The 22,170-nt window shown below is 38.7% G+C and carries 14 protein-coding genes; 4 read left to right on the top strand and 10 right to left on the bottom strand.

Annotated features, from left to right (window positions below):
- The first annotated feature begins 138 nt into the window (after nt 1-138).
- Nucleotides 139-423: a hypothetical protein gene (locus AW17_RS14265; RefSeq protein ID WP_029277528.1), complete on the top strand. Its 285-nt coding sequence runs from the start codon at nt 139-141 to the stop codon at nt 421-423.
- A gap of 335 nt (nt 424-758) precedes the next feature.
- Here AW17_RS14265 and feoB read toward each other — a convergent pair whose 3' ends face one another.
- The 7 genes from feoB to gcvH all read right to left on the bottom strand — a co-directional run bounded on the left by feoB (nt 759) and on the right by gcvH (nt 10,092).
- Nucleotides 759-2,867, bottom strand: coding sequence for a ferrous iron transport protein B (gene feoB / locus AW17_RS14260; protein WP_029277526.1), 2,109 nt, complete (start codon nt 2,865-2,867; stop codon nt 759-761).
- An 11-nt stretch (nt 2,868-2,878) separates the two neighbouring features.
- Entirely contained in the window at nt 2,879-3,094 is a 216-nt protein-coding gene (locus AW17_RS14255) for a FeoA family protein (protein ID WP_025145397.1), read from the bottom strand.
- Nucleotides 3,095-3,191: 97 nt separating this feature from the next.
- Nucleotides 3,192-5,963, bottom strand: coding sequence for an outer membrane beta-barrel family protein (locus tag AW17_RS14250; protein WP_029277523.1), 2,772 nt, complete (start codon nt 5,961-5,963; stop codon nt 3,192-3,194).
- 173 nt (nt 5,964-6,136) lie between these two features.
- Nucleotides 6,137-8,950 (bottom strand): outer membrane beta-barrel family protein, encoded by a 2,814-nt coding sequence (locus tag AW17_RS14245; RefSeq protein ID WP_029277520.1) that lies wholly within the window; start codon nt 8,948-8,950, stop codon nt 6,137-6,139.
- Between the two features lie 154 nt (nt 8,951-9,104).
- Entirely contained in the window at nt 9,105-9,230 is a 126-nt protein-coding gene (locus tag AW17_RS25155) for a hypothetical protein (RefSeq protein ID WP_280740006.1), read from the bottom strand.
- Nucleotides 9,231-9,275: 45 nt separating this feature from the next.
- Nucleotides 9,276-9,701 (bottom strand): VanZ family protein, encoded by a 426-nt coding sequence (locus AW17_RS14240; RefSeq protein WP_051691846.1) that lies wholly within the window; start codon nt 9,699-9,701, stop codon nt 9,276-9,278.
- A gap of 10 nt (nt 9,702-9,711) precedes the next feature.
- Nucleotides 9,712-10,092, bottom strand: coding sequence for a glycine cleavage system protein GcvH (gene gcvH, locus AW17_RS14235; RefSeq protein ID WP_029277516.1), 381 nt, complete (start codon nt 10,090-10,092; stop codon nt 9,712-9,714).
- A gap of 623 nt (nt 10,093-10,715) precedes the next feature.
- Between gcvH and AW17_RS14230 the strand changes: the two genes are divergently transcribed.
- Genes AW17_RS14230 through AW17_RS14220 form a run of 3 tightly spaced genes read left to right on the top strand, consistent with a single transcriptional unit; the run spans nt 10,716 to nt 11,934 of the window.
- Complete coding sequence (locus AW17_RS14230) at nt 10,716-10,952, top strand: hypothetical protein (RefSeq protein ID WP_157280309.1); 237 nt, start codon at nt 10,716-10,718, stop codon at nt 10,950-10,952.
- A gap of 11 nt (nt 10,953-10,963) precedes the next feature.
- Nucleotides 10,964-11,377 (top strand): protein-export chaperone SecB, encoded by a 414-nt coding sequence (locus tag AW17_RS14225; protein ID WP_029277512.1) that lies wholly within the window; start codon nt 10,964-10,966, stop codon nt 11,375-11,377.
- 5 nt (nt 11,378-11,382) lie between these two features.
- Nucleotides 11,383-11,934, top strand: a complete 552-nt coding sequence (locus tag AW17_RS14220) for a hypothetical protein (RefSeq protein WP_029277508.1) — start codon at nt 11,383-11,385, stop codon at nt 11,932-11,934.
- Nucleotides 11,935-12,044: 110 nt separating this feature from the next.
- Here the strand turns inward: AW17_RS14220 and sov are convergent, their stop codons facing one another.
- From sov to AW17_RS14205, 3 genes are read right to left on the bottom strand one after another with little or no spacing between them, the layout of a single operon-like run.
- Nucleotides 12,045-19,241 carry a T9SS outer membrane translocon Sov/SprA gene (gene sov / locus AW17_RS14215; protein WP_036669955.1) on the bottom strand — a complete coding sequence of 2,399 codons (7,197 nt, stop codon included), beginning with the start codon at nt 19,239-19,241 and terminating at the stop codon, nt 12,045-12,047.
- 11 nt (nt 19,242-19,252) lie between these two features.
- Nucleotides 19,253-19,837 carry a Holliday junction branch migration protein RuvA gene (gene ruvA / locus AW17_RS14210; protein ID WP_029277506.1) on the bottom strand — a complete coding sequence of 195 codons (585 nt, stop codon included), beginning with the start codon at nt 19,835-19,837 and terminating at the stop codon, nt 19,253-19,255.
- A gap of 6 nt (nt 19,838-19,843) precedes the next feature.
- Nucleotides 19,844-22,159 carry an NADP-dependent malic enzyme gene (locus tag AW17_RS14205; RefSeq protein WP_029277504.1) on the bottom strand — a complete coding sequence of 772 codons (2,316 nt, stop codon included), beginning with the start codon at nt 22,157-22,159 and terminating at the stop codon, nt 19,844-19,846.
- Nucleotides 22,160-22,170 lie beyond the last annotated feature (11 nt).

Genomic DNA, 22,170 nt, shown 5'->3' with positions numbered 1-22,170 from the left:
AAATTATATCTTATTTACGCCTAATCCCGCTTTATCGTCCTGCTGAATTTATTTCAGCATCTTTTTAGCGTGAAAGACCCTGAAATAAATTCAGGGTGACGACCGTCTTAACAGAAAACTTGATTAAAACGCCACAAAATGAGATTTAATAATCGAACTCAGGTTAATAGCAAATTGCCTATTGGCCCTTCGACTACGCTCAGGGTGACAACGGAGAAAGATAATACTTTTTGTATAGGAAGCTATCGATACTACCAGGTTAGAGACAAAGTTTTGTGCAGCACCCAGCCAAAAATAGCACTACCTCACAAGCCACCTAGCCCCGATTGGAGTGAACACGAAGCCGCAGGCAAAGTAAAACGAAAAGCGGGAAAAAACCCAGATAGTTCTACAGGCGCTGCGCTCCTAATAGCTTTTATATAATTTTTTATTGAAAATGAGCATTCAATATTAATCGGGAACAGTAGTCCCGTTATTCGCTATAGCCGATGAAGAATCGGGCTGCCGCTACTACCGGGTTTAGGAACAAAGGTTTGTGAAACTAAGCACCCAGCCAAAAATAGTAGCCCTTACCTTGCCACCTAGCCCCGATTGGAGTGAACACGCAATCCCGATATTTCATCGGGATAAGTAAAACGGAAAGCGGGAGGAAACCAGAATAGCTGTACAGACACTGCTCTCCAAACCCAGGTAACGATAATATTTTTTTGATAATGCCCTTCGACTACGCTCAGGATGACAAACGAAAAAAGACAACACTATTTCAACAGTTGATAAGCAACAAGCGCAGCAACGTAAGCCATGGCTGTCATATAAGCCAATTGGATAACCGGCCATTTCCAGCCTTTAGTTTCGCGGTATACAATAGCTACTGTGCTCATACATTGCATGGCAAAAGCATAAAAAAGCATTAATGAAATGCCAGTAGCAAAAGTATATACAGGCAAACCGGTACGACTGTTAACCGAGGCCGACATGCGTTCTCTAATGGTGCTTGTATCCTCATCACCGCCATCGACACTATAAATCGTAGCCATAGTACCTACAAAGGCTTCGCGGGCAGCAAAGGAGGTAATTAAACCAATACCAATCTTCCAATCGTAACCCAGAGGACGAATGGCAGGCTCAATCCAATGGCCAAGAATGCCCACATAAGAATTTTCCAACTTCTCGGTAGCCACCAGGATTTTAATGTGATCTGTATTTTTTGTAGTATCGGCCAGAGCAGATTCGTATTTTTTATCGATACTTTCGAAACGGCTTCCCGGCCCGAAAGAGGCCATTACCCAAAGAATGATGGAAATGGCGATGATTACCTTACCCGCTTCGAAAACAAAAGTTTTTGATTTCTCGTACATGGTGTAGAACACATTTTTCCACCTTGGCATACGGTAAACAGGCAGCTCCATGATAAAATAAGATCTTTCTTTGGTTTTGATGATGAATTTCATTACCCAGGCAACCAGTACCGCAGCAATAATCCCTACCAGGTACATCACCATTAGCGCCAGTCCCTGCAGGTTAAAAACACCTAAAACGGTTTGAGAAGGAATAATTAACGAAATGATTAAAATATATACCGGAAGCCTTGCCGAACAGCTTACCAATGGGGTAACCATGATGGTAATCATCCTGTCTTTCCAGTTTTCGATATTTCTGGCAGCCATAATAGACGGAACTGCACAGGCTAAACCACCTATCATCGGCACCACCGATTTACCGTTAAGGCCAACCTTGCTCATAATTTTATCCATCATAAAGGTAACACGGGCCATGTAGCCGGTATCTTCCAAAATGGATATAAAGGCAAAAAGGATTGCAATCTGTGGGATAAACACGAATATACCGCCTAGCCCGGCAACAACACCATCCAATAACAGATCGGTAAGCATGCCCGCCGGCAAATATTCGTGACCGGTACTCGTTATAAAACCAAAACCAGTCTCAATCCAGTCCATTGGATAAGATGACCAGGCAAATATGGCATTGAAAATAACAAAAAGAATCAGTAAGAAAATGGCAAATCCCCATACTTTATGGGTTAAGATGGCATCTAATTTATCGCTGAAAGAAAACTTCTTTTCGGTACCATTGTCAACAACCACATCAGATAAAATAGTACTGAGGTGTTTGTACCTGGCAATGGTTTCTGCAGCCTGAATTTTTGAAGATTCGAAATGGTGCGACTGTTCTATATTTTCAATTTCTTCCTGCTCCTTTTCGGTAAAGAAAGTTAAATGCTCATGCTGGTGCAAAACCTGCAGCGCATAATAATCGTTATCAGAATTAAGTTTCGATTTTATGGCGTTAATCGCTTCAGGAGCCAGAAAATTCACATCTACATCCTGGAGCTGTGTGGCAATTTTATTGGTATTGGCAATGGCTTGTTTTAGTTTGTCAATCCCAATGTTGTTTCGTGCTGAAATGGGAACCACCTGGACACCGAGTTTCGCTGCAAGTTTATCCAGATTGATCTCGATCCCTTGTTTAGCCGAAAGATCGATCATATTCAGGGCCAAAATCATAGGAATGCCTAAATCTGCCACTTGTGAATACAAAAGCATATTGCGCTTTAAATTGGAAGCATCGGCAATGAGGACAATAACATCAGGATGGCTATTGTTTTTTTTATCGGCAAGTACTTGAAAAACGATACTTTCATCAGCACTTTTCGGATATAAACTATAGGTTCCGGGTAAATCGATTATTTCGGCTTCTTTACCACTGGCAAGTTTTGTAAAACCTGTTTTTTTATCAACAGTGATGCCTGGAAAATTTCCGATTTTTTGATTTAACCCTGTTAAACGATTAAATAAAGTAGATTTACCTGTATTGGGATTACCAACTAACGCAACTTTAATATCCAAACCCAACTTTTTTATTGAATAATGATAACATCGGCTTCGCTTTTACGCAAGCAAAGCTGATAACCAGCAACACGGATCGCCATTGGATCGCCCAGAGGAGCAAAACGCTCTACCTCTACCACCTCGCCTGGCAAGCAGCCCATCTCCATTAACTTTACAGACATATCTAAATCTGTAAAAGCTACAATTGTTCCTTTTTCTCCAATTTTTAGGTGCGACAGTTTCATGTGCTAAATTTGGCGCAAGTTAACCTTTCTTTAGATTTATTCCAAATAAGATAGTGATGCGTGGGATATAAATTACAGAGCTTTACGCTAAAATGATCTAGTTCCGCTGTCTGCCCCCGCCAAAGCCGCCACCACCGTTACCGCCACGGCTCCTACCACCTTCTTCTCCTCCCCTGTTCCGGTTTTTACCCCCCATGCGGTTTAAGGAATAGGTAAACGAAAACATAAAATAACGCTGCAGTACATTATAACTTACATCCTGGATGGTATTGTTATTGGCTGTACGGCTTACGCCCTGGTTTTCGTTCAGCAAATCGTTTACCGCCGCTTTAAAGGTTCCCCTGTTTTTAAAGAATTGTTTGCTGATGTATGAGTTAACCAGAGTGAAATGCGTATCAAACCCCTCTCCTCTCCCGGTATTCTGGTTATAATCTGCATCTATTGCCCAACGGATATCACCAGGAAACAAATAACTTACACTTACATTCGGGCTAAAGGTATAATAACGCGTATTAGAATTAGGCTGAACCGAATAGGTTGCACGGTTAATCGAACCATTTAAACCAGCTGTTAAATCGAGCTTATCTAAATTGGAAACCAAGCGGTAGCCATTGGTAATAGACCAGCTATTGGTAATATTTTTTATGGCGTTGGTAAAGTTTACATCCCTATCATAACTACCACTAACATTGATATGAAAGTTCAGCTTATTCTCTGTCATAATTGGCAAACTTAATGAAGAGGAAATAGATCCTGAGTAAACCCCATTTACATTAACCGGGGTAACGGCAAGTTTCCCCTGATCAGGACCGCTTTGAATTAAGCTAGTACTGTTTGCAATCCGGTTAGAGGTTTGGGTCAGGTTTAAATTCACGAACAATGATCTGTTCTTTCCTGCGGTAAAGGTATTGAAAGCCGCACGCAGGGTATTGTTAAACTCTGGTTTTAAATCGGGATTACCAACAGGGATACTTTGTGTGTTGGTATTGTTTATGATTGGCTGCAATTGCTGAATGGTTGGTTGGTTTGTGCTGCCCCTATAGTTGAACACCAGGCGTTTGCTGTTACTAAAATTATACCTGAACATGGCCGAGGGCGTATAGTTGAAAACGTTCTGCTTGAGTACAAATCCCTTACTGATATTGTTATTTGTGCGATCAGTGTTCTGAACCGCCATCCCTACATTCCAGTTGTATTTTTTCGCCATTTTATTAAAACTAAAACCCGCCGAGTTAGTTAAAATGGTATTTTCGTAGGCATTACTAAAGGTTTCATCCAGCAAATCGTACTGTAAGGTAGCTGGATTGAAATTATAGGTAAAACGATCGGATGTGTTGTGGTTATAACCGTTCTGATAATTAAACTCCAAGCTCAAAGTCTTATCCAGGGGCTCGGTATATACCAATCTTGTATTCTGATTGATAGACTCGCTCTCCTGATCGTTAAACTGGTCGGTCGTTTTTTGAGTGGTAGTTCCGTTTTCTTTTCTCGTTTCGGGATTGGTATTGTAATTATCAGCGTCATTATTGTTGATGTTGGTATTGAAGTTTAATGAAAGTGTTCTTCCCCTTCGCATAAATTTTTTACGCAATAAAATGTTGTTGCTAATGGATGGTGCAGTATTATGATTTCTTAACGATTGCGTTCCATTAATCATATACCTGTTATAATCGCGGGTATAGGTGCTATTGTTTAAGCTCTCGTTATCGGTATAACTTAAATTTGGCTGAATCTTAAGTGAGGTTAGCGAATCGAGCTTGGTATCGACCATAAAGTTTAAGCGATGGTTTAAACGATCGGAACTATTGGTTTGATTGTTATTAAAAATAGTGGTTTCATCACCCAATAAATTCTGGGTTACACTATTTCTGAGGATCAGGTTATCAGATTTATTAACGAAATAACTCATTTCAATTTGAGTCTGATCGGCATATTCGTCCGAAAAATTAAACCCGCCAGCTTTGGTATCGGTAATTCCGCCACGGCCACCATTACTGCCGCCATTCCCTCCACCCAAGCCACCGCCAAAGTTTTGTTTGTTTACATTATTGAACTGCGCAATTATGCTCAATCTTTTATCCTGATTAAAATGGTTAATGTTCGCATTTACATCGTAACGGTCATTAGAACCATAGCCCCCTGTGCTATTTCCGAAATAACCGTTTTTCTTATCCTTTCTGGTGGTGATATTAATGATCTTGGTTCTCGAGCCATCATCGATTCCGGTAAACTGTGCCTGATCTGACAGTTCATCAATAATCTGAATTTTATCGATCATATCGGCCGGAAGGTTTTTAGTGGCCAATAAAGGATCGTTACCAAAAAACTCTTTACCATCTACTTTAACTTTTGTAATGGTTTCGCCCTGGGCTTTTACTGTTCCAGCCTTATCCACCTCTACTCCTGGCAGTTTCTTTAACAGGTCTTCTACTACAGCATTCTCTACCACTTTAAACGAGCTTGCATTAAACTCGAGTGTATCCTTTTTTACCACAATTGGCGGAATTTCTGCTTTAATATCAACCGTTTGAAGATCTATTGCACCACCTTCTAAAACAATATCGTTCAGGATGACATCAAGTTTATCTGTTGAGATGGTAAAATCTTTAGTGGTATTTTTTAAGCCTAAAAATGCAGCATATAACTTGTAACTGCCAGGTTTTAACCCCTTAAAAACAAATTTTCCATCTTCTGTTGTGCTCACTGCACCAACCATACTAGAATCGGTTAAGTTTTTAACCGCTATAGAGGCATAATCAATTGGTTTTTTATCTTTTGATTGGATAACTCGTCCGCTAACTGAACCCGTTTTCTGGGCGTAAACATAAAAAGATGATAAAAGAAGTAGGAGCGTAAAAATTCGTTTCATTCGGTTAGTTTGGTTTATAGCATAGAGACTAGCGACTTTTACAAAGGTTTATTTTAGTTAGGTAACATTTGAAATACATAAATGTCAACAATACATTTAATCATAAAACCCTGTGGCTATAAAACAAAAAAGTCCCGGCAAAAACCGAGACTTTAGTTATTTTCTACTTTCTTTTACATTCTTATGCGCTGGCCGCCACCGCCACCGCGTTGACCAGGCATCTGCATATCTCCACCCATATTTCTTCCACCAATGCGGGTTAAAGAATAGGTGAATGAGAACATATAATAACGTTTTAATACATTAAAGTTAACATCCTGAATTGATGTGCCTGTAGCTGTTCTGCTTACTCCTGTATTCTGGTTAAGTGCATCATTAACAGAGAATTTAAATGTACCTCTGTTTTTAAAAAACTGACGGCTGATGTATGGATTAAGGATAGTATATTCCTGGTTATACAGATCGCCACCACCAAAATTTCTGAAATAATCAATATCTATGGCTAACCTGATATTGGCTGGCAATACATAACTTACATCGAAGCTTGGATTAATGGTATAAAACTGTGTATTGGCAGATTGTTGGGCTGAAAAGGTTGAATTGGTATAACTACCGGTAATACCACCCGTTAAATCAAATTTATCAACATTGGTAACCAGTTTATAACCGTTGGAAATGGTGTACGAATTGGTAATGTTTTTAACTGATGTGGTACCGCCTTTTGGAATAATGTAATTTACATTCCTGTTATAAGCTCCGTTACCTGAAATATTTAAGGTTAATTTACGCTCTGCCATTAAAGGTAAAGACCATGTTGCATTGGCATTACCTGCATAAACGCCATCAACATTAACATAACTCACCTGTTGGATACCACTAGGCAGCTGTGCAACACTGTTACCGATACTGTTGAAAGTTTGGGTCAAATTTAAGCCAGCAAAAAAGAATCTGCCGTTTTCAATATTGAAGTTATTGAAATTAATCCTCAACTGGTTATTAAAAGAAGGTTTTAAAGCTGGGTTACCCACATAAATAGTTTGCGAATTTGTATTATCAGGAATTGGCTGAATCTGATCGATGCTTGGTTGAGTGGTAGAACCACGATAATTAATAAACAAGCGTTTACGGTTGCTAAAGTTATACCTGAACTGCGCAGAAGGGGTAATATTAATAAAATTCTGCGTACGCTTTAAGCCAGTGGTTAAATTCGTGTTCACCCTGTTGGTTTGTTGCGCAGCTACTCCAATATTCCAGTTGTACTTTTTCTCTGTTGTTGTTAAACTAACGCCTGCCGCATTGGTAAGGGTACGGTTATTATAAATATTCGAGAAAGTATTGTCTACAAGGTCATATTGCAAAGTTATAGGATTGTAATTAAGAACATCTCTTTGCGAATCGCTATTTGAATACCCGTTCTGGTAATTAAATTCTACACTTAAGGTTTTGTTTAACGGCTCTGTATAAACTGCCCTTGTGGTATTACTTATAGAATGGCTATTGGTATTATTCAATTGATTGGTAATGGTATCTCTTGCTACTGTTCCGACTGTAATTTTATCGTTCCTGTAATTAAGGTTTGTTCCATCGTTATCATTTATGTTTGTGCTTACATTTAAAGATAATGTACGTCCTCTGCGTTTAAAACTTTTGCGGATTAACAAGTTATTGCTGAAAGTAGGTGTAGCGGCAGTTGTGTTGTTGCGCTGTGTACCAACAGTTGAACCGTCAGAAAGTATTCGGTTGTACTCATTTAAATTGTTTCCATCGGTTTCAGTATAAGCCAGGTTTGGCTGTATTTTAACAGACAATGACGGATCTATTTTGGTATCAACCATAAAATTAAAACGGTGGTTAATACGGTCGGTAGTATTATTTATAGCTTCAGTGATGTCATTGGTACTACCTGTTAGATTTTGTGTGAATGAATTCTGCAACCGTTCGGATGTTGCTTTGTTAAAGAAATAACTAGCCTGAAACTGGGTCCCATCTTTATAAGTATCTGCAAAGTTTAAACCCGCTGCATTTGTATTGGTGATACCACCATTTCCACCAGCGCTACTTCCGCCTCCACCGCCGCCAAAACCACCGCCTCCACGACCACCACCGCCTCCAAATCCGTTGCCTACACCACCGCCCTGACCAAAGTTTTGTTTGTTCACGTTGTTAAACTGGCCGATAAAACTGATCTGCCTGTCTTCATCAAACTTGTTAACATTTAAACTTGCATCATAACGGTCATTGGAACCGTAGCCTACCGTACTGTTTCCAAAATAACCATGTTTCATGCCGCTTTTGGTTGTAATGTTCAGGATTTTATTTCTTGTTCCATCATCAATACCGGTAAACTGGGCCTGCTCGGAAAGCTCGTCAATTACCTGAATTTTATCAACCATATCGGCTGGTAAATTTTTGGTAGCCAATAATGGATCATTTCCAAAAAATTCTTTTCCATCCACTTTTACTTTGGTAATGGTTTCGCCCTGGGCTTTAATACTTCCATCTTTTGCCACCTCTACGCCTGGTACTTTCTTTAATAAATCTTCTACAACGGCATTTTCGCGTACCTTGATAGATTTGGCATCAAATTCAATGGTGTCTTTCTTTACCACAATTGGAATGGTTGCGGTAACGTTAACATCTTTTAAATCAACGCCATCGTCGCTCATGGCAATTTCGCCCGCATTTACTGCTGCTTTAGCCACTTCTATATCTTTAGTAGCTGTTTTTAAACCTAAAAAGGCGGAGTAGATTCTATATTTACCTGGGGCAATGCCCTTAAAACTAAAAGATCCATCCGGATTGGTTTGCCCTGAAGCAACAACACTCGAATCTTTTAAGCTCTTAACTGCTATGGTAGCAAAGTCAACCGGCTTTTTATCTTTCGCGTTAATTACTTTACCACTTATTGAGCCAGTATTTTGAGCCTGGGCTATATATCCACAAAATAGGAGCACAATGAATATTGCCCGCTGAACGTTTCTTTTCATTAAAAAAAATTAGATATTATAATACAAAACTAAGCTATCAGACTAGGGAAAGGCGCAAAGGTTTGTTAAGGTGTGTTAAAAGCTTGGTAACATTTTAAATACAGCTTTTTAGCAAGGTGATCAGATCTAAAAGGAAGGTCGTTCGGGGAGGGGATTATTTTTGTGGTGAAGGATAGCTTTTATAATATACTTTTGGGCAGTTACAGTTCTTTTTAAAAATACTGCATCCACTTAAACATATGGCCACAATTACACAGATGATACTAACTTTCGTTTTCATTGATTTTATTTTATTTTCAATTGCAATGAAGCTATTCCGGATAGATTAATTGTTTTTGGTAAGCGGTGTATTCGTCATGGTTTCATTGAAATTTAATTTATGAAGCAGTACATAACTAAAAACTGCCATGGATGCACCTAACATGTCGCAACCAAAATCCCACCATTCTGCAGATCGGTAGGTAAAAACTTTCCATTGTAACAGTTCAATTCCACCACCAATGATCGCATTGATGAGCAATATTTTAAAAATGGTTAATGTTTTGAAAGCAAAGGTATGCTGATACCTGATTTTACCGTAGAAGAGTAATACCGATAAGACAAAGAAAAAACCCATATGGGTCATCTTATCAAAGCCTTTAAAGAAAAAACCGCTTTCACCAACAGAATCGGAAATTTCAATATTACAAAGCACTAAAACTACGATGGTCCATAGAACGGCCCATTTTTGTTGTTTCAGTGCTTTGTACAAAATATAATAATTAAGCGCCTACCAATTCCTGGTAAGCTGCTGCAGTTAATAAATCTTCTACCTCAGCTAAATCAGCCAAAGATACTTTTACCATCCAACCTTTTCCATAAGGATCAGAGTTTACCAATTCCGGATTATCGTTTAGCTCAGCATTAACTTCTAATACCGTTCCAGTAACCGGCATATATAAATCAGACACTGTTTTAACGGCTTCTACAGTACCAAAAACTTCTTCTTTTGCTACTTCGCTGCCTACAGTATTGATGTCAACATAAACAATATCACCTAATTCGCGCTGAGCGAAATCAGTAACACCGATAATAGCTTGATCACCTTCAACTTTAACCCACTCGTGGTCTTTAGTGTATTTTAATTCTGATGGAAAATTCATGGTTTGTATTTATTGATATAAGTTATTTTAATTTTCTTGTTTTATTAAGCCTGTATGGATAAAACGTTTCCCAGCGTTTACCCGCCAAAAATACAATTTAGTTTAACATATCGCAATGCCTGGTGAATTAACTTTTAAACTACATTCATGAAGCCTTCTTTTACTCGTTTCATCCATAGTTTTAACGGATGGATGAATTCAAAAATGTGTAATCTCAGGTTCTGATTGTTTAAGTTGGATCAGATTGTTTATTTGAAATTTCAAATAAACAACTCTTTCAAAATCAATATATTACATCCATATTCAAAAGAACTGAATCGCAAACCAAAAAACAACAGCATATTATTAATAAGGCTCTTGAGGTTACAAGCAAACCAAATATTACCATTTTTTGATAATTAACCTCAAAGAATTTTCGTACATTAGATAAGCAGAGAATTTAATTCAATTAAAAGTTATTTTTGTGTTAAAATGATATTTTCACTTGGATATGTTACTTCTTTTGAGTACAATTGTTCTGTTAACAAGATCTGCTTGACAATTAATTAAAAAGGTGTACCTTTGCAAACCTTTTTTCGAGATGCATGTTCTTAATTAACATATACCGAAAAGATTGTTCAACTATGGAAACGATGTTAGAAAAATTAAAAAGAAAATTTTCCCTCCAATCGAGGGAAGAAATTTTACAAGCATGGAATTCTGGAAATGAATGGGATAATCAAGAAACCAAGGCTAAAGATTATCTAAGCCATGTTAATATATCGGTTGGAGTGGAGGCTCCAAAGATAGATTTTGGAAATGTAAAAATTAATGATAATTTAGGTTCGAATTCATATTCGAACCTTTTTTTTTTATATTAACCCTCAAATAAATGCAACCAGCCTCTTTTCAGTTAAGCGACTATCAATTTACTAAAGTTGAGCTTGACAGTTCTTTTTTAAAAAATAATGATATTAACATTTCTTTTGATGTAGCAGGAGAGTACTCTGTTGAGCAAAGTAACTTTGAATTAAAATTTGAGGCCAGCGCTAGAAGTGAGGGGGAGGAAACTAGATTCATTACAGCTGTTTGTGTAGCAAATTTCAGTTTTGAAAATGTTTTATCATTAGAAGATGTTCCTGATTATTTTTATCAAAATGCCATAGCAATTGTATTCCCATACTTAAGAGCCTACATTAGCTTAATAACTGCCCAGGCTAATGTAAGACCAATCATTTTACCTACCTTAAATCTTTCTCAACTAACTACACCCCTTAAAGGAAATACGACAACTAAAAGCAACTAAAATTTATGTCTTTAAGAACGGTTTTTCAAACGTTAAGATATAAAAATAATAATGCTGAGGTGCTTACACATGGCCCTTACGCTTGTAATAAATCTAACGCTTGGCTACATGATGGCTATTACTTTTGGGAGGAATTTATTGAGCCCGCACATCACTGGGGAAAAACTTGGTGTGCTAAAAAATACATCATTACTGGAGGTGAATGCCTAATTTTCGAAAATCAACTATTTGACTTGGTAGGAAATCTGCATCACATAAGAGAGATGAGAGAAACTGTTGAGTACTTGACAGAAAAAGGCCTAGTAACAGAAGACACAACCGTTGCTCATGTCATTGATTTTTTAAAAAAACAAGAAGTTTTTGATTATCTCGCTATTAGAGCTGATACTACGAATGCATTTAGACAAAAATATAAGTTAGCGGTATTAAAATATGACGTTAATAATGAAACTATATTGGTAATGAATCCAGCAGTTCAGATTTGTATTTATGACCTTGAAAAGGCACTTTTTTACGGCTTTAGAATTGTATATCCTGAAGTTGAGCAATCCGCTTGATATTACTTAGCCTCCTTAGTGGTTAGCTACTGATAATCAGTTTTATATCTTAAAAATATTAATTCATTTGCAAAGCCAAAAAACGATTATAAATACCTTTCCATTATTTATTAATTCAATGTAAACCTTAAACTAAATCCGAAATTACTGAAAGAAGTATTAAAGGTTTGCGAAGTATAGGGCTTGGTAATATTCGAATCGTAAAACAATTTGATATTAAATTTCTGATTCAGCACATAATCTACACTTGGCCTTAATGTAATGTTCTTCGCGCCTGAAGAAACTTCGGCTTCGGTAACATCAGCACGGTAAATAACGGTTTTATTATCGCGGATAGCTACATCCAATTTGAAATCCATGTTGTTATCCATTTTCAGGCTTTTAAACCATCCAAATGGGAAGCGGAATTTATTGGTACGGTAGCCTAATCCTAAAACCATATTGTTTTCTGATAGCTGCGCCAATTGGCTGTTTGATAAACTCAACCCCAATAAACGTGAACGGTTCAATTCGAAAGAAGCGGTCAGGTTATTTTTAAACCTGGTATCAACGCCAACCAACGGAGAAAAATACTCAGAAATGGTTACCTGTGCAAACTGGTATTCCGGTAAAAAGTTATTATTTACATCTCTGCTGCTAACCGCACCATTGGTTTCCTGGTAGCGCAATAAGGAGTTAAAGCCATTAATATTGTAGGCAGAGCGATAGCCGTGTCTGATATCGACAGATGAAAACTTATCGGCGATAAAAGGAATACGTGTTAATCCGCTATAGGTTAAACTCCAGTTTGGAAGTGGAATTTTAGGGAAGGCATTCATTTTCGTTTTCCCGGCATCTTTGCCCGAATAAGCAGCCATAAAAGCAGAGATAATTACATCCTGACTTTCTTTACTGTAACCATCGGCATAACCGCCGTTTACGCCTCCTGAATTTGGATTCTGAGCGCCCAATCTTCTGGAGATAATAATCCTATTGGCCATAAACTGGTTAAACAGACCCGAAATTACCGTTGAGTTATTTTCTTTGAAAGCTGTACCCAAAGCAATATACGATACGCTATAATCGCCCGTGGTAATGGCACTTAAGTTTTCGAACGAAGATACACTGGCTACATACCTGAAATTGGTAGAAAAGTTTCTTGTTTGCGCCTTATTGGCTTTTAGCGTAATCCGTAAATCTTTAAATGGCTCTACCTGCCCGGTAAGCTGAAAATCTTCTCTGAGTGTGTTTACATACAGCTGGTTCTGTAAAGTATCAGTGGTTAGCCATCCATTGTTTAATGCCATATCGCGAATATCGCGCTGGCTTCCGAAAGCAAAACCCAAACCTGGTGCCCCCGTTGCATTATCGATACCAAAATATCTGGTGGTTGGCAGATAGCCTGGCAAGAAAATACCTTTGGTTTGTACAAAGCTGGCATTAACGTTTTTTACACTCGTTAATAGATTAATAAAAAATGTCTTAGCACCACTTCCTTCCTGGTCGTTGCCCGCCTTTCTGATAAAACCAAACTTGTTATATAAAGTAGTTAGGTTTAAGGTCGGATTTACCTGTACCGTTCTGCTGTTCTGTACCGTGTTACCCAAATTAATATTCGGATCACGTAAAGTAGAAAGCGGCTCAGTTTGCCAGTTAAAGTTGGTACCATAACGGGTTTTAACGGTAATCCAGTTTAGTCCCGGTATTTTATCAATTGGCAGGTTATAGGTAACGTTTAAATTATGGTTATAATCGGTTGTACGCCCTAAACGTTTTAAGTTTTGCCAAACGGTATCGCGTTTTAAACCGTCAAGTCTTCCATCCGGTTCATCAATGATCGAATAATTTGTGGCATTAAAATCTAACTGTAACGAACGGGTAAGGTTCCAGGCCACACCATAAATCCGGCTCATGGTAAAGTTTTTGTTAAAGGTAGTACCATAACCACTCTGGTAAACCCCGATGGTATTATTCGGATCGTTATTCCGTAAGGTATTTTCTGAATATAAACGGTCTACATCTATTCTGAAATTAATGGCACTTGGAAAAATACTGAAGTTAAAATCCTTCAATAAAGCCAGCATGTTCGATTTAATAATCTTTTCAAACGGCGCTATTGTTTTGGCTTCTTTAGAATAACTGTACTGTAACGATGCCCTATAGGTATTCTGAATACTGCTCTGATTAATAAAATCGCGATGATTGTATTGGGTATAAGCATAACTTGCCGCAAAATTCTCAATATCCCACAGGCGGACAGCTTTACTGTTATTAGTCCGTTCTTTTCTAACATTGGTAAAGTTGATGCCTCTTCTAACTGTATAATCCTGCGAAAAGTTTAAAATCGAATCTTTCTGTTCTTTTGTCGACTGCTCCAGCGCATTTTTGAGCTCGATATCTGGCGTTCTAGGATTGTACTGAGGGGTAGAAACCTGTTTAGAGTAACTCACAAACATCGGGATTTTCACACCCGATTTTTGCGGAAGAAACTTACCTAATTCCATGGCAGAAGAAACATCCAGCAATACATTATCTGCACGGTTCCGCTCGCTCACTTTCGAATCGATAGATCCGAAACCGATGGTAGATTTACTTCCGGAAATATTTACATCTGCAAAATCAGCCAATTTTAAGTTCAATCTTCCGGTAGCTGCCCAACCACCTTTTTCGTCAAATTCAGTTAACCTCAATTCGTTAAACCAAACCAGTGCATTTTTATCAAGGCCATCATCGTTCCGTTCACTGGCAGCACGGAGCGGATTTTTAATCCCTACCATATACACCCTAACCTTGCTCATATCAGGTTGCCCTTTAACTATAATAGTTCTATTTCCGTCGGTATAGGTAAATGGAACATTTGTAGGCCATGGTTGTCCGTTGGCTTGTTTAGCTACGTTACGGGCCAGCTTGGCATTTTGGAAAAGTGTTAAATCAATATCCATTCTATTGGCTTCCGGCCAAATGGCATCAGGATCGCTTGTACCTGGATTGGTTACCTTTAAGGGGATTACATATTCATAATAATTATCCTGGTTATCGGTTCCGATTCTTAAGAAAGCGGCAACATCATTATCATTTAAAATTTGGTTATTAACAGCCTCGGCATGAATAAACATTTCCAAATGTTTGTAAGATCTGAAATCGCTGTAGGCTGTTTTAAATGCAGCTCTACCATAGCCATCTCTTAACGATTTTACAATAACCGATAGCGATTGCTCATTTAAACGTGTATCGCCACGATAGTTGCTATAGTCGCGCTCGCGAAGAATGCCTGGAGGGGTAACATATGGAATCGGCGAACGTTTTCCATTTTCTTCAATATTTACTGTCGAAACTTCAATGGTAGAATTATCAGGGGTAAGTGCAGGCAACGATGGGTCGACGATTACCTGTGCAGCTTGGTTGGAAGCATTATATTCTCTCCACTCTCCACGGATTAACTGCAACTTTGCAAAACGCATCACAGCAGTATCAGCGAAATTGGTCATAAACATTCTGAAGAAACGGATTGATTTAAAATCCTGGATACCGCCTACTTTCTCCTGGTACTGACCAATTGGAATTCTGAATTGATACCATGAAACGGCCTGGGTATTTCCATTGGCCAATTTTACCTGCGAGGTAACCTTATCGGTAATAAAGTTCTGACCAACATTTAAATCTCCCGGGCGGATCGAAACTTTATACTGAAAATACTCATCACTTTGCGTCATGTTATTATCGCGGTTGATGTCTTCCCCGTCAGGTAAAGAAGTAGATGCAGAGTTTTCAAGCCCTAATTCTTCTTGCGATTGTTGCGAAGTTTTAGAGTTTCCTTCAGTCCCGTTATATTTTTCGTAGCGTTTAAGAATACCCGCATTGATCTGATCTAATGCCGGACCTCTGAAATAAGTATAATTATCTGATGAAGGATCGGCATCAAGTGCGGCAGAAGCGGTGGCATTTAACTGCGATTTAATCTGCGTAATTGCCGCTGCAAATTTTACTTTTTCATCAGCATCTGATAATCCATCCAAGCCTACATCCTGTGCTCTACGCGAACTGGCATTGTTATCGAAAGCCTGTACAACGGGTTGCAATTTGGGTACACGGCCCCAAGCGGTTTCTTCGTATTTACTTGGGTCGTTTGTGGCTGGCAAACCGTTTTCTAAAGATTTCCGGCCATCCTTAAGAATATCTTCTGAGATATTCCCCAGGTTAAAATACATGTCGCCTCCGGCAGAATTTGGTTTATAGATAAATGGATCCATTACCCAAAACTCAATAAAGCCCACATTTAAGGCTTCAAAATCGTTGGTTTCGATTTTTCGTTGGAAACCTCCCCAATTATTTTTAGGCTGCAATAATGTCCCATCCGGTCTAAAATCTGTAGGACGGAAGTTATATGGCCCCCTAACGGTTGGATAGTAAGCCACATCGAAAGTGGTAATGTTTAAGGCCTGCCCGGTTGCTGTTTCTTTAAACGGGAAAACTTCTTGTTCAATTACTTCTCTTACATAGTGATTAGAAAGTTCTGCCCTGTTGTTTCTGATGTTGGCAGGAGTAGTAGATGCTGCTGAATTATAAAAAGTTGGATCGATGTTATAAAATGCAATTCTTGCCCGATTGTAACCATAAGATAAATCGTTAGACCTATCATGTTCAGCGAAAAGCTGGGGAGTACCTGATAACTGCCATGCAATCGCACTTTTTAAATCGATTACCGATCTGGATGCTTCGAAATCATCTAAATAACTGACCCCGTTTTTACTACCGGCAAAATTCAATGCCCTTGGATGACCAGGGATCAGTTGCGCAAACTCTCCATAAAACGTTACACTCGAAGGTGCTTTGGTTGAAATGAACGGAAGTTTATCAACCAGTTTTGTTAAAAATCTTGATGGTGAGCTGTAGTTAATATCTGCTCCCCAAATGGTATTTGAAATAGGCTCTTCGCCGATGTTTACCTTTTGAGTTAAAGGTTTCTCGGTCAGGTTCATGATGGTACCGCCCAGATTTAGCTTATTGTTTACACGGTAATCTAAACGGGTTCCAAAAAGTGATCGTTGCTGCAGGCCAAAGGTTTCACTGTTTTCTGTGGTGATCCGAATGGGCTGACCAGATACCAAAAGTGCCTGATTGATGATGCTCACCCGGCCACCCTGATAATCGACAGTAAAATCTATCCCCTCGGTTAATGGCATTGTTCCTGCAAAAACCTTTACCGATCCTTCCGGAACGTTAATGGCATTTAAACTAAATTCAGAAGAAATATCAGATTGGTAATTTACCTTAATGGTGTACCTATTCTGGTTTTGAAACAGCTGCTTAGCGATGGTTTGGGTTGAATCGTAAAGCGCAGTAAAAGTATATTTATTGATCAACGCCTGCTCACTCGGTAAAAACTTCGCAGCTAAATCTTTACCAAATGGCTCAATCACAGGGAAAATAATTCTTCCATTTGCCGGATCGATGGTGATATAACCCGAATTGGTATTGGTAACCGACGAAGTTTGTCCATTGCTCCCCACGCCGAACATACTCGCCTGATTGGCATTGCTCGCGGTAGAGTATGAACCAAAAGCATTGTTTGCTGCCACAAAATCGAAAATCCCATCGGGTTTTCCTTCATTTTGCTGGTTCAAACGATCAAATTCGGTTAAGGCAATCCACTGCTTATTTGCGGTATTTTGTCCTTCAGTCATTACCGGATTATCTACACCGGTTTCGTTATCAATGCGGTAAATGTCAAGTTTAAAATTCTGACTGCTGATCTGATACCCTCCGATAGAGTAAATATTTTTCATCATCAGATCCCATGTTGGCAATTGGATCTTGGTGGTTTCGTTCTTTAATAATTTGGCATAAAGTACTTTTGGATTTGCCGCATCAAAAGAAACATCGGTAGAAAACTCACCTACCTGATATTCTACACCGTTATAGGTATAGCGGTAGGCAACAGCTAAAACCTCATCAGCATTTAATGGGTTGTTCAACGATAAATAACCCAGCTGTGGCTGAAAGGTAAATTCGCGCTCCGTTAATTTCCTGGCGTAAACCAGTTTAGCAAAGTTATCTGTATTGCTGCTATTGGCAGGTGTTGTCTGGAAGAAAGAAAGGATAGCATTGGAATTTGTCTGTCTTATGGCACCGCCCTGATAAGCATTTAACTGCGAGATCAAGTTGTTAGACTGTTGCGGGAAACCCGTAGCGGTAGTTCCTGCCGGCAAACCAGAAGTTCCTCCGGTAATTAAATTATTGTTAAAAGGAACATTTTCACCCAAATCCATCAAACCCAATACATCTCTGGAGTCGGTGGTATTACCTGCTTTATTGGTAATCCACACCTCAATTTTGGTAATCTGGATCGGAGAGGTAATAATAGGTGCATTGGCCAGGTTTTTATTGTAGTTATTCCTAAAATATTGTGATAAAAAATAGTGTTTATTGGCCTCGTAACTATCAATATTTACCGTGGTGGTATTTTGTTGCGCCCCATTGGTAATTTTAATCTCCCGTGATTGAGATTTTTGTTGAGTGTAAACACTTGTTACGTTTAAACGCCCGAATTTTAATTGTGTTTTGATACCGAAGAGTGCCTGGGTTCCGGTAATTAAAGAGGTATTTAAAGGTAAGCTTACATTACCTGCTTCAATTTTTTGGATAATATCGTCAGGTCCGCCGGTATAATCGAGCTTAATCTGATTTTCGAAATCAAATTGAGCCTCGGTATTGTAATTGCTTTTAATTTTTAGTTTGGTTCCGATGTTACCAACCAGATCCATCTGGATCCTTTGGTTAAAATCGAAATTGGTCTGTACCCTTTGTCTTTCATTAAAAAGCGGGTTTTCATTCTTATTTACCCGGCCTAAAAAGGTAAGTTCTGCCTCTCCACGTGGCTGGATATCAATGGTTGTTCCACCAAATAATTTTTCGAAAGCTTTGCTATTGACCTGGATCTGCGGAATGATGCCAGTGCTTCTGTAATCACTTACTTCTGCATTTGAAATGCTACGCCAGTTACCACGTTTTATCTCACTGTTAACCAATCGCTGGTATTCATCAATGGTTAAGTATTGAGTGTTTAGAACAAATTTTTCGCCGATTAATTCCTTTACCACATAACGTTTATTCTTGGCATCGTATTCTACAACACGTTTTAAATTGCTAGGTGCCGGATAAAACGGATTAACGGCCGGACTAAGTCCTAAATGTTCTTTCTCGCGTAAACTAAAATTATTTTTTGGGGTAATAGTATCCGTTTTGCTTGGAACAACTTGAGAGAAAGCGTTTTGAGAAGCAATTAAGAAAAGAGGGATGAGAAACAGAAATGTAAATATTCTCTTCAAAGGCAGTAGATCTATAAAGTTTTTAAAGCTTGTTTAATTAGTTGCTCTACCGAAAGTGTTCCCTCTGTCACTTTTAATATCTGGTCTATAGTTTTTTCGGCGGTTTGTTTGACGAATCCGAGCATTACTAATGCTGATAACGCTTCATCTTTAACAGTATTGTGTTGAGGCATAAAAATTAATGAATCTGCCCCTTCTTTTTTTAGTTTATCCTGTAACTCTAAAACCAGGCGTTGTGCGGTTTTAGCTCCTAAGCCCTTAATTCTTTGAATTAGAGGCAAATCTGCTTTAACAATTGCGGTCTGGATTTCAACTGGTGTGATAGATGATAAAATCATTCTACCAGTATTTGGTCCAATTCCCGATACCGATATTAAGTGTAAAAATAAACGGCGTTCGCCTTCATCGGCGAAGCCGTATAATGTATGTGCATCTTCTTTTACATGCAGCCAGGTGTATAGTTTACACCTTTCTGCATCAGCTAAAGCGCTGTATGTATTTAAAGAAATGTTTATATGATAGCCTATACCTCCGGCTTCAACCACAACATATGCTGGGTTTTTGAATGTCAATTTACCATCAATATAGGCGTACATGTAATTCTACTTTTTAGTTGTTTTTCCAAATATACCTTTTCGTTTCGATGTTGCAATTTCTTCTTTTGCTTGCACATCTACAACAGCAATGGTAACCATATTGACGATTTCGCGTACAGAACTACCTAATTGAACAATATGAACAGGTTTATTCAGTCCTAACAAGATCGGACCCACCGCTTCGGCACCGCCTAACTCTTGTAACAATTTGTATGCAATGTTTCCAGACTCCAGATTTGGGAACACTAAAGTGTTCGCCGGAGCATCGGCCAAAGTGCTAAATGGAAAATTATCTTTCAACAGTTCGTTGTTGATGGCAAAGTTTCCTTGCATCTCTCCATCTACAATTACCTCCGGATGATTTTTGTGCAGGAGGTTAACCGTTTCTCTTACTTTATTTGGTGTTATGCCATCATTTGAACCAAAGTTCGAATATGATAATAAAGCAATACGGGGCTTGATGTTAAACTGCTTAACAGATTTATCAAGCAATAAAGTAATATCTACCAGCTCTTCTGCCGTTGGATCTACGTTTACAGTGGTATCGCCGAAGAAAACAGGACCTTTTTTGGTCATCATCATGTACATACCAGCAACGCGTTTTACACTTGGATCAACACCGATTACATGTAAAGCAGGCTTAATGGTAGATCCATAATTTTTAGTCAGACCCGAAATCATCGCATCTGCTTCGCCAAACTCAACCATCGATGCGCCATAGTAGTTACGGTCTCTCAATAATTTAGTGGCATCAGTTAATGAAACCCCTTTACGCTGACGTTTTTGATAAAGCGCCTCGGCATATTGTTTGGTTTTATCAGGATTTTGCATCTGATCGATGATCTCAACACCTTCCAACTCTAAACCGTGCTCATCAATAATGGCCTGTATTTTCTCTTTATTTCCTAAAAGGATCGGAATAGCAATATTCTCGTCGTTAACAATCTGTGCAGCCTTTAAAATCTTGTAATTATCGGCTTCAGCAAATACAACTCTTTTTGGATCTGTTTTAGCTTTGGTAGTGATGGCACGCATAATGGCATCATCCAAACCCAGACGTTTTCTCAGTTCTTCGCTATAGGCATCCCAATCGGTAATAATTTTACGGGCTACGCCACTTTCAATTGCTGCTTTAGCTACCGCGATAGAAACTTCGGTAATTAACCTGAAATCAACAGGTTTTGGGATAATATATTCTTTACCAAATTTAAGGTTACGAGCATTGTATGCTAAGTTTACAGCCTCTGGAACAGATTTTTTAGCTAATTCTGCAATGGCTTTAACCGCAGCTATTTTCATCGGCTCGTTAATTCCTGTTGCACGAACATCAAGCGCACCACGGAAAATATAAGGGAAACCTAAAACGTTATTTACCTGGTTCGGATAATCAGAACGGCCGGTAGCCATAATAATATCTTTACGGGTTTTAATTGCCAGTTCGTAGGCAATCTCCGGATTAGGGTTGGCCATTGCAAAAACGATAGGGTTTTTGGCCATCGAAGTCAGCATTTCTGCTGTAACACAATCTGCTGATGAAAGGCCGATAAATACATCAGAATCTTTCATGGCTTCTGCCAAAGTGTTGATTTTTCTATCAGTAGCAAATTCAGCTTTGATATCATCAAGTACTTCACGGTCTTTACGGATCACGCCAGAACGGTCGCACATAACGATGTTCTCTTTTTTAGCACCCAAAGAAACATAAAGTTTGGTACAAGAAATTGCAGCGGCGCCAGCACCATTAACTACAATCTTGATTTTATCCATTTTTTTCTTGAAGATTTCGCAAGCGTTCAACAATGCCGCAGCCGAAATAATCGCTGTACCATGTTGATCATCATGCATTACCGGAATGTTCATTTCTTCCTTTAAGCGACGCTCAATTTCGAAACATTCTGGCGCTTTAATATCTTCTAAGTTAACCCCACCAAAAGTTGGCTCTAAAGCCTTAACAATTTTCACAAAATCATCAACATTTTTGGTATCCAACTCTAAATCAAATACATCAATATCAGCAAATATCTTAAAAAGTAAACCTTTTCCTTCCATTACTGGTTTTCCGGCTTCCGGGCCAATATCACCTAAACCTAAAACGGCTGTACCGTTACTGATTACCGCAACCAGGTTACCCTTTGCGGTATATTTATAAACATCTTCTTTATTTTCTGCAATCTTCAAACATGGCTCTGCAACGCCAGGAGAATACGCTAAAGTTAAATCTCTTTGCGATGTTGTAGGTTTTGTGGGTACTACTTGTATCTTTCCTGGACGGCCTTGCGAGTGGTAATCAAGCGCATCTTGCTTTCTAGTGGTCTTACTCATTACGTAACTTA

Source organism: Pedobacter borealis DSM 19626, from assembly GCF_000708285.2.
Lineage (GTDB): Bacteria > Bacteroidota > Bacteroidia > Sphingobacteriales > Sphingobacteriaceae > Pedobacter > Pedobacter borealis.
The sequence above is the reverse complement of the archived record's forward strand: the minus strand, read 5'-3'. Positions and strand labels throughout refer to the sequence as shown.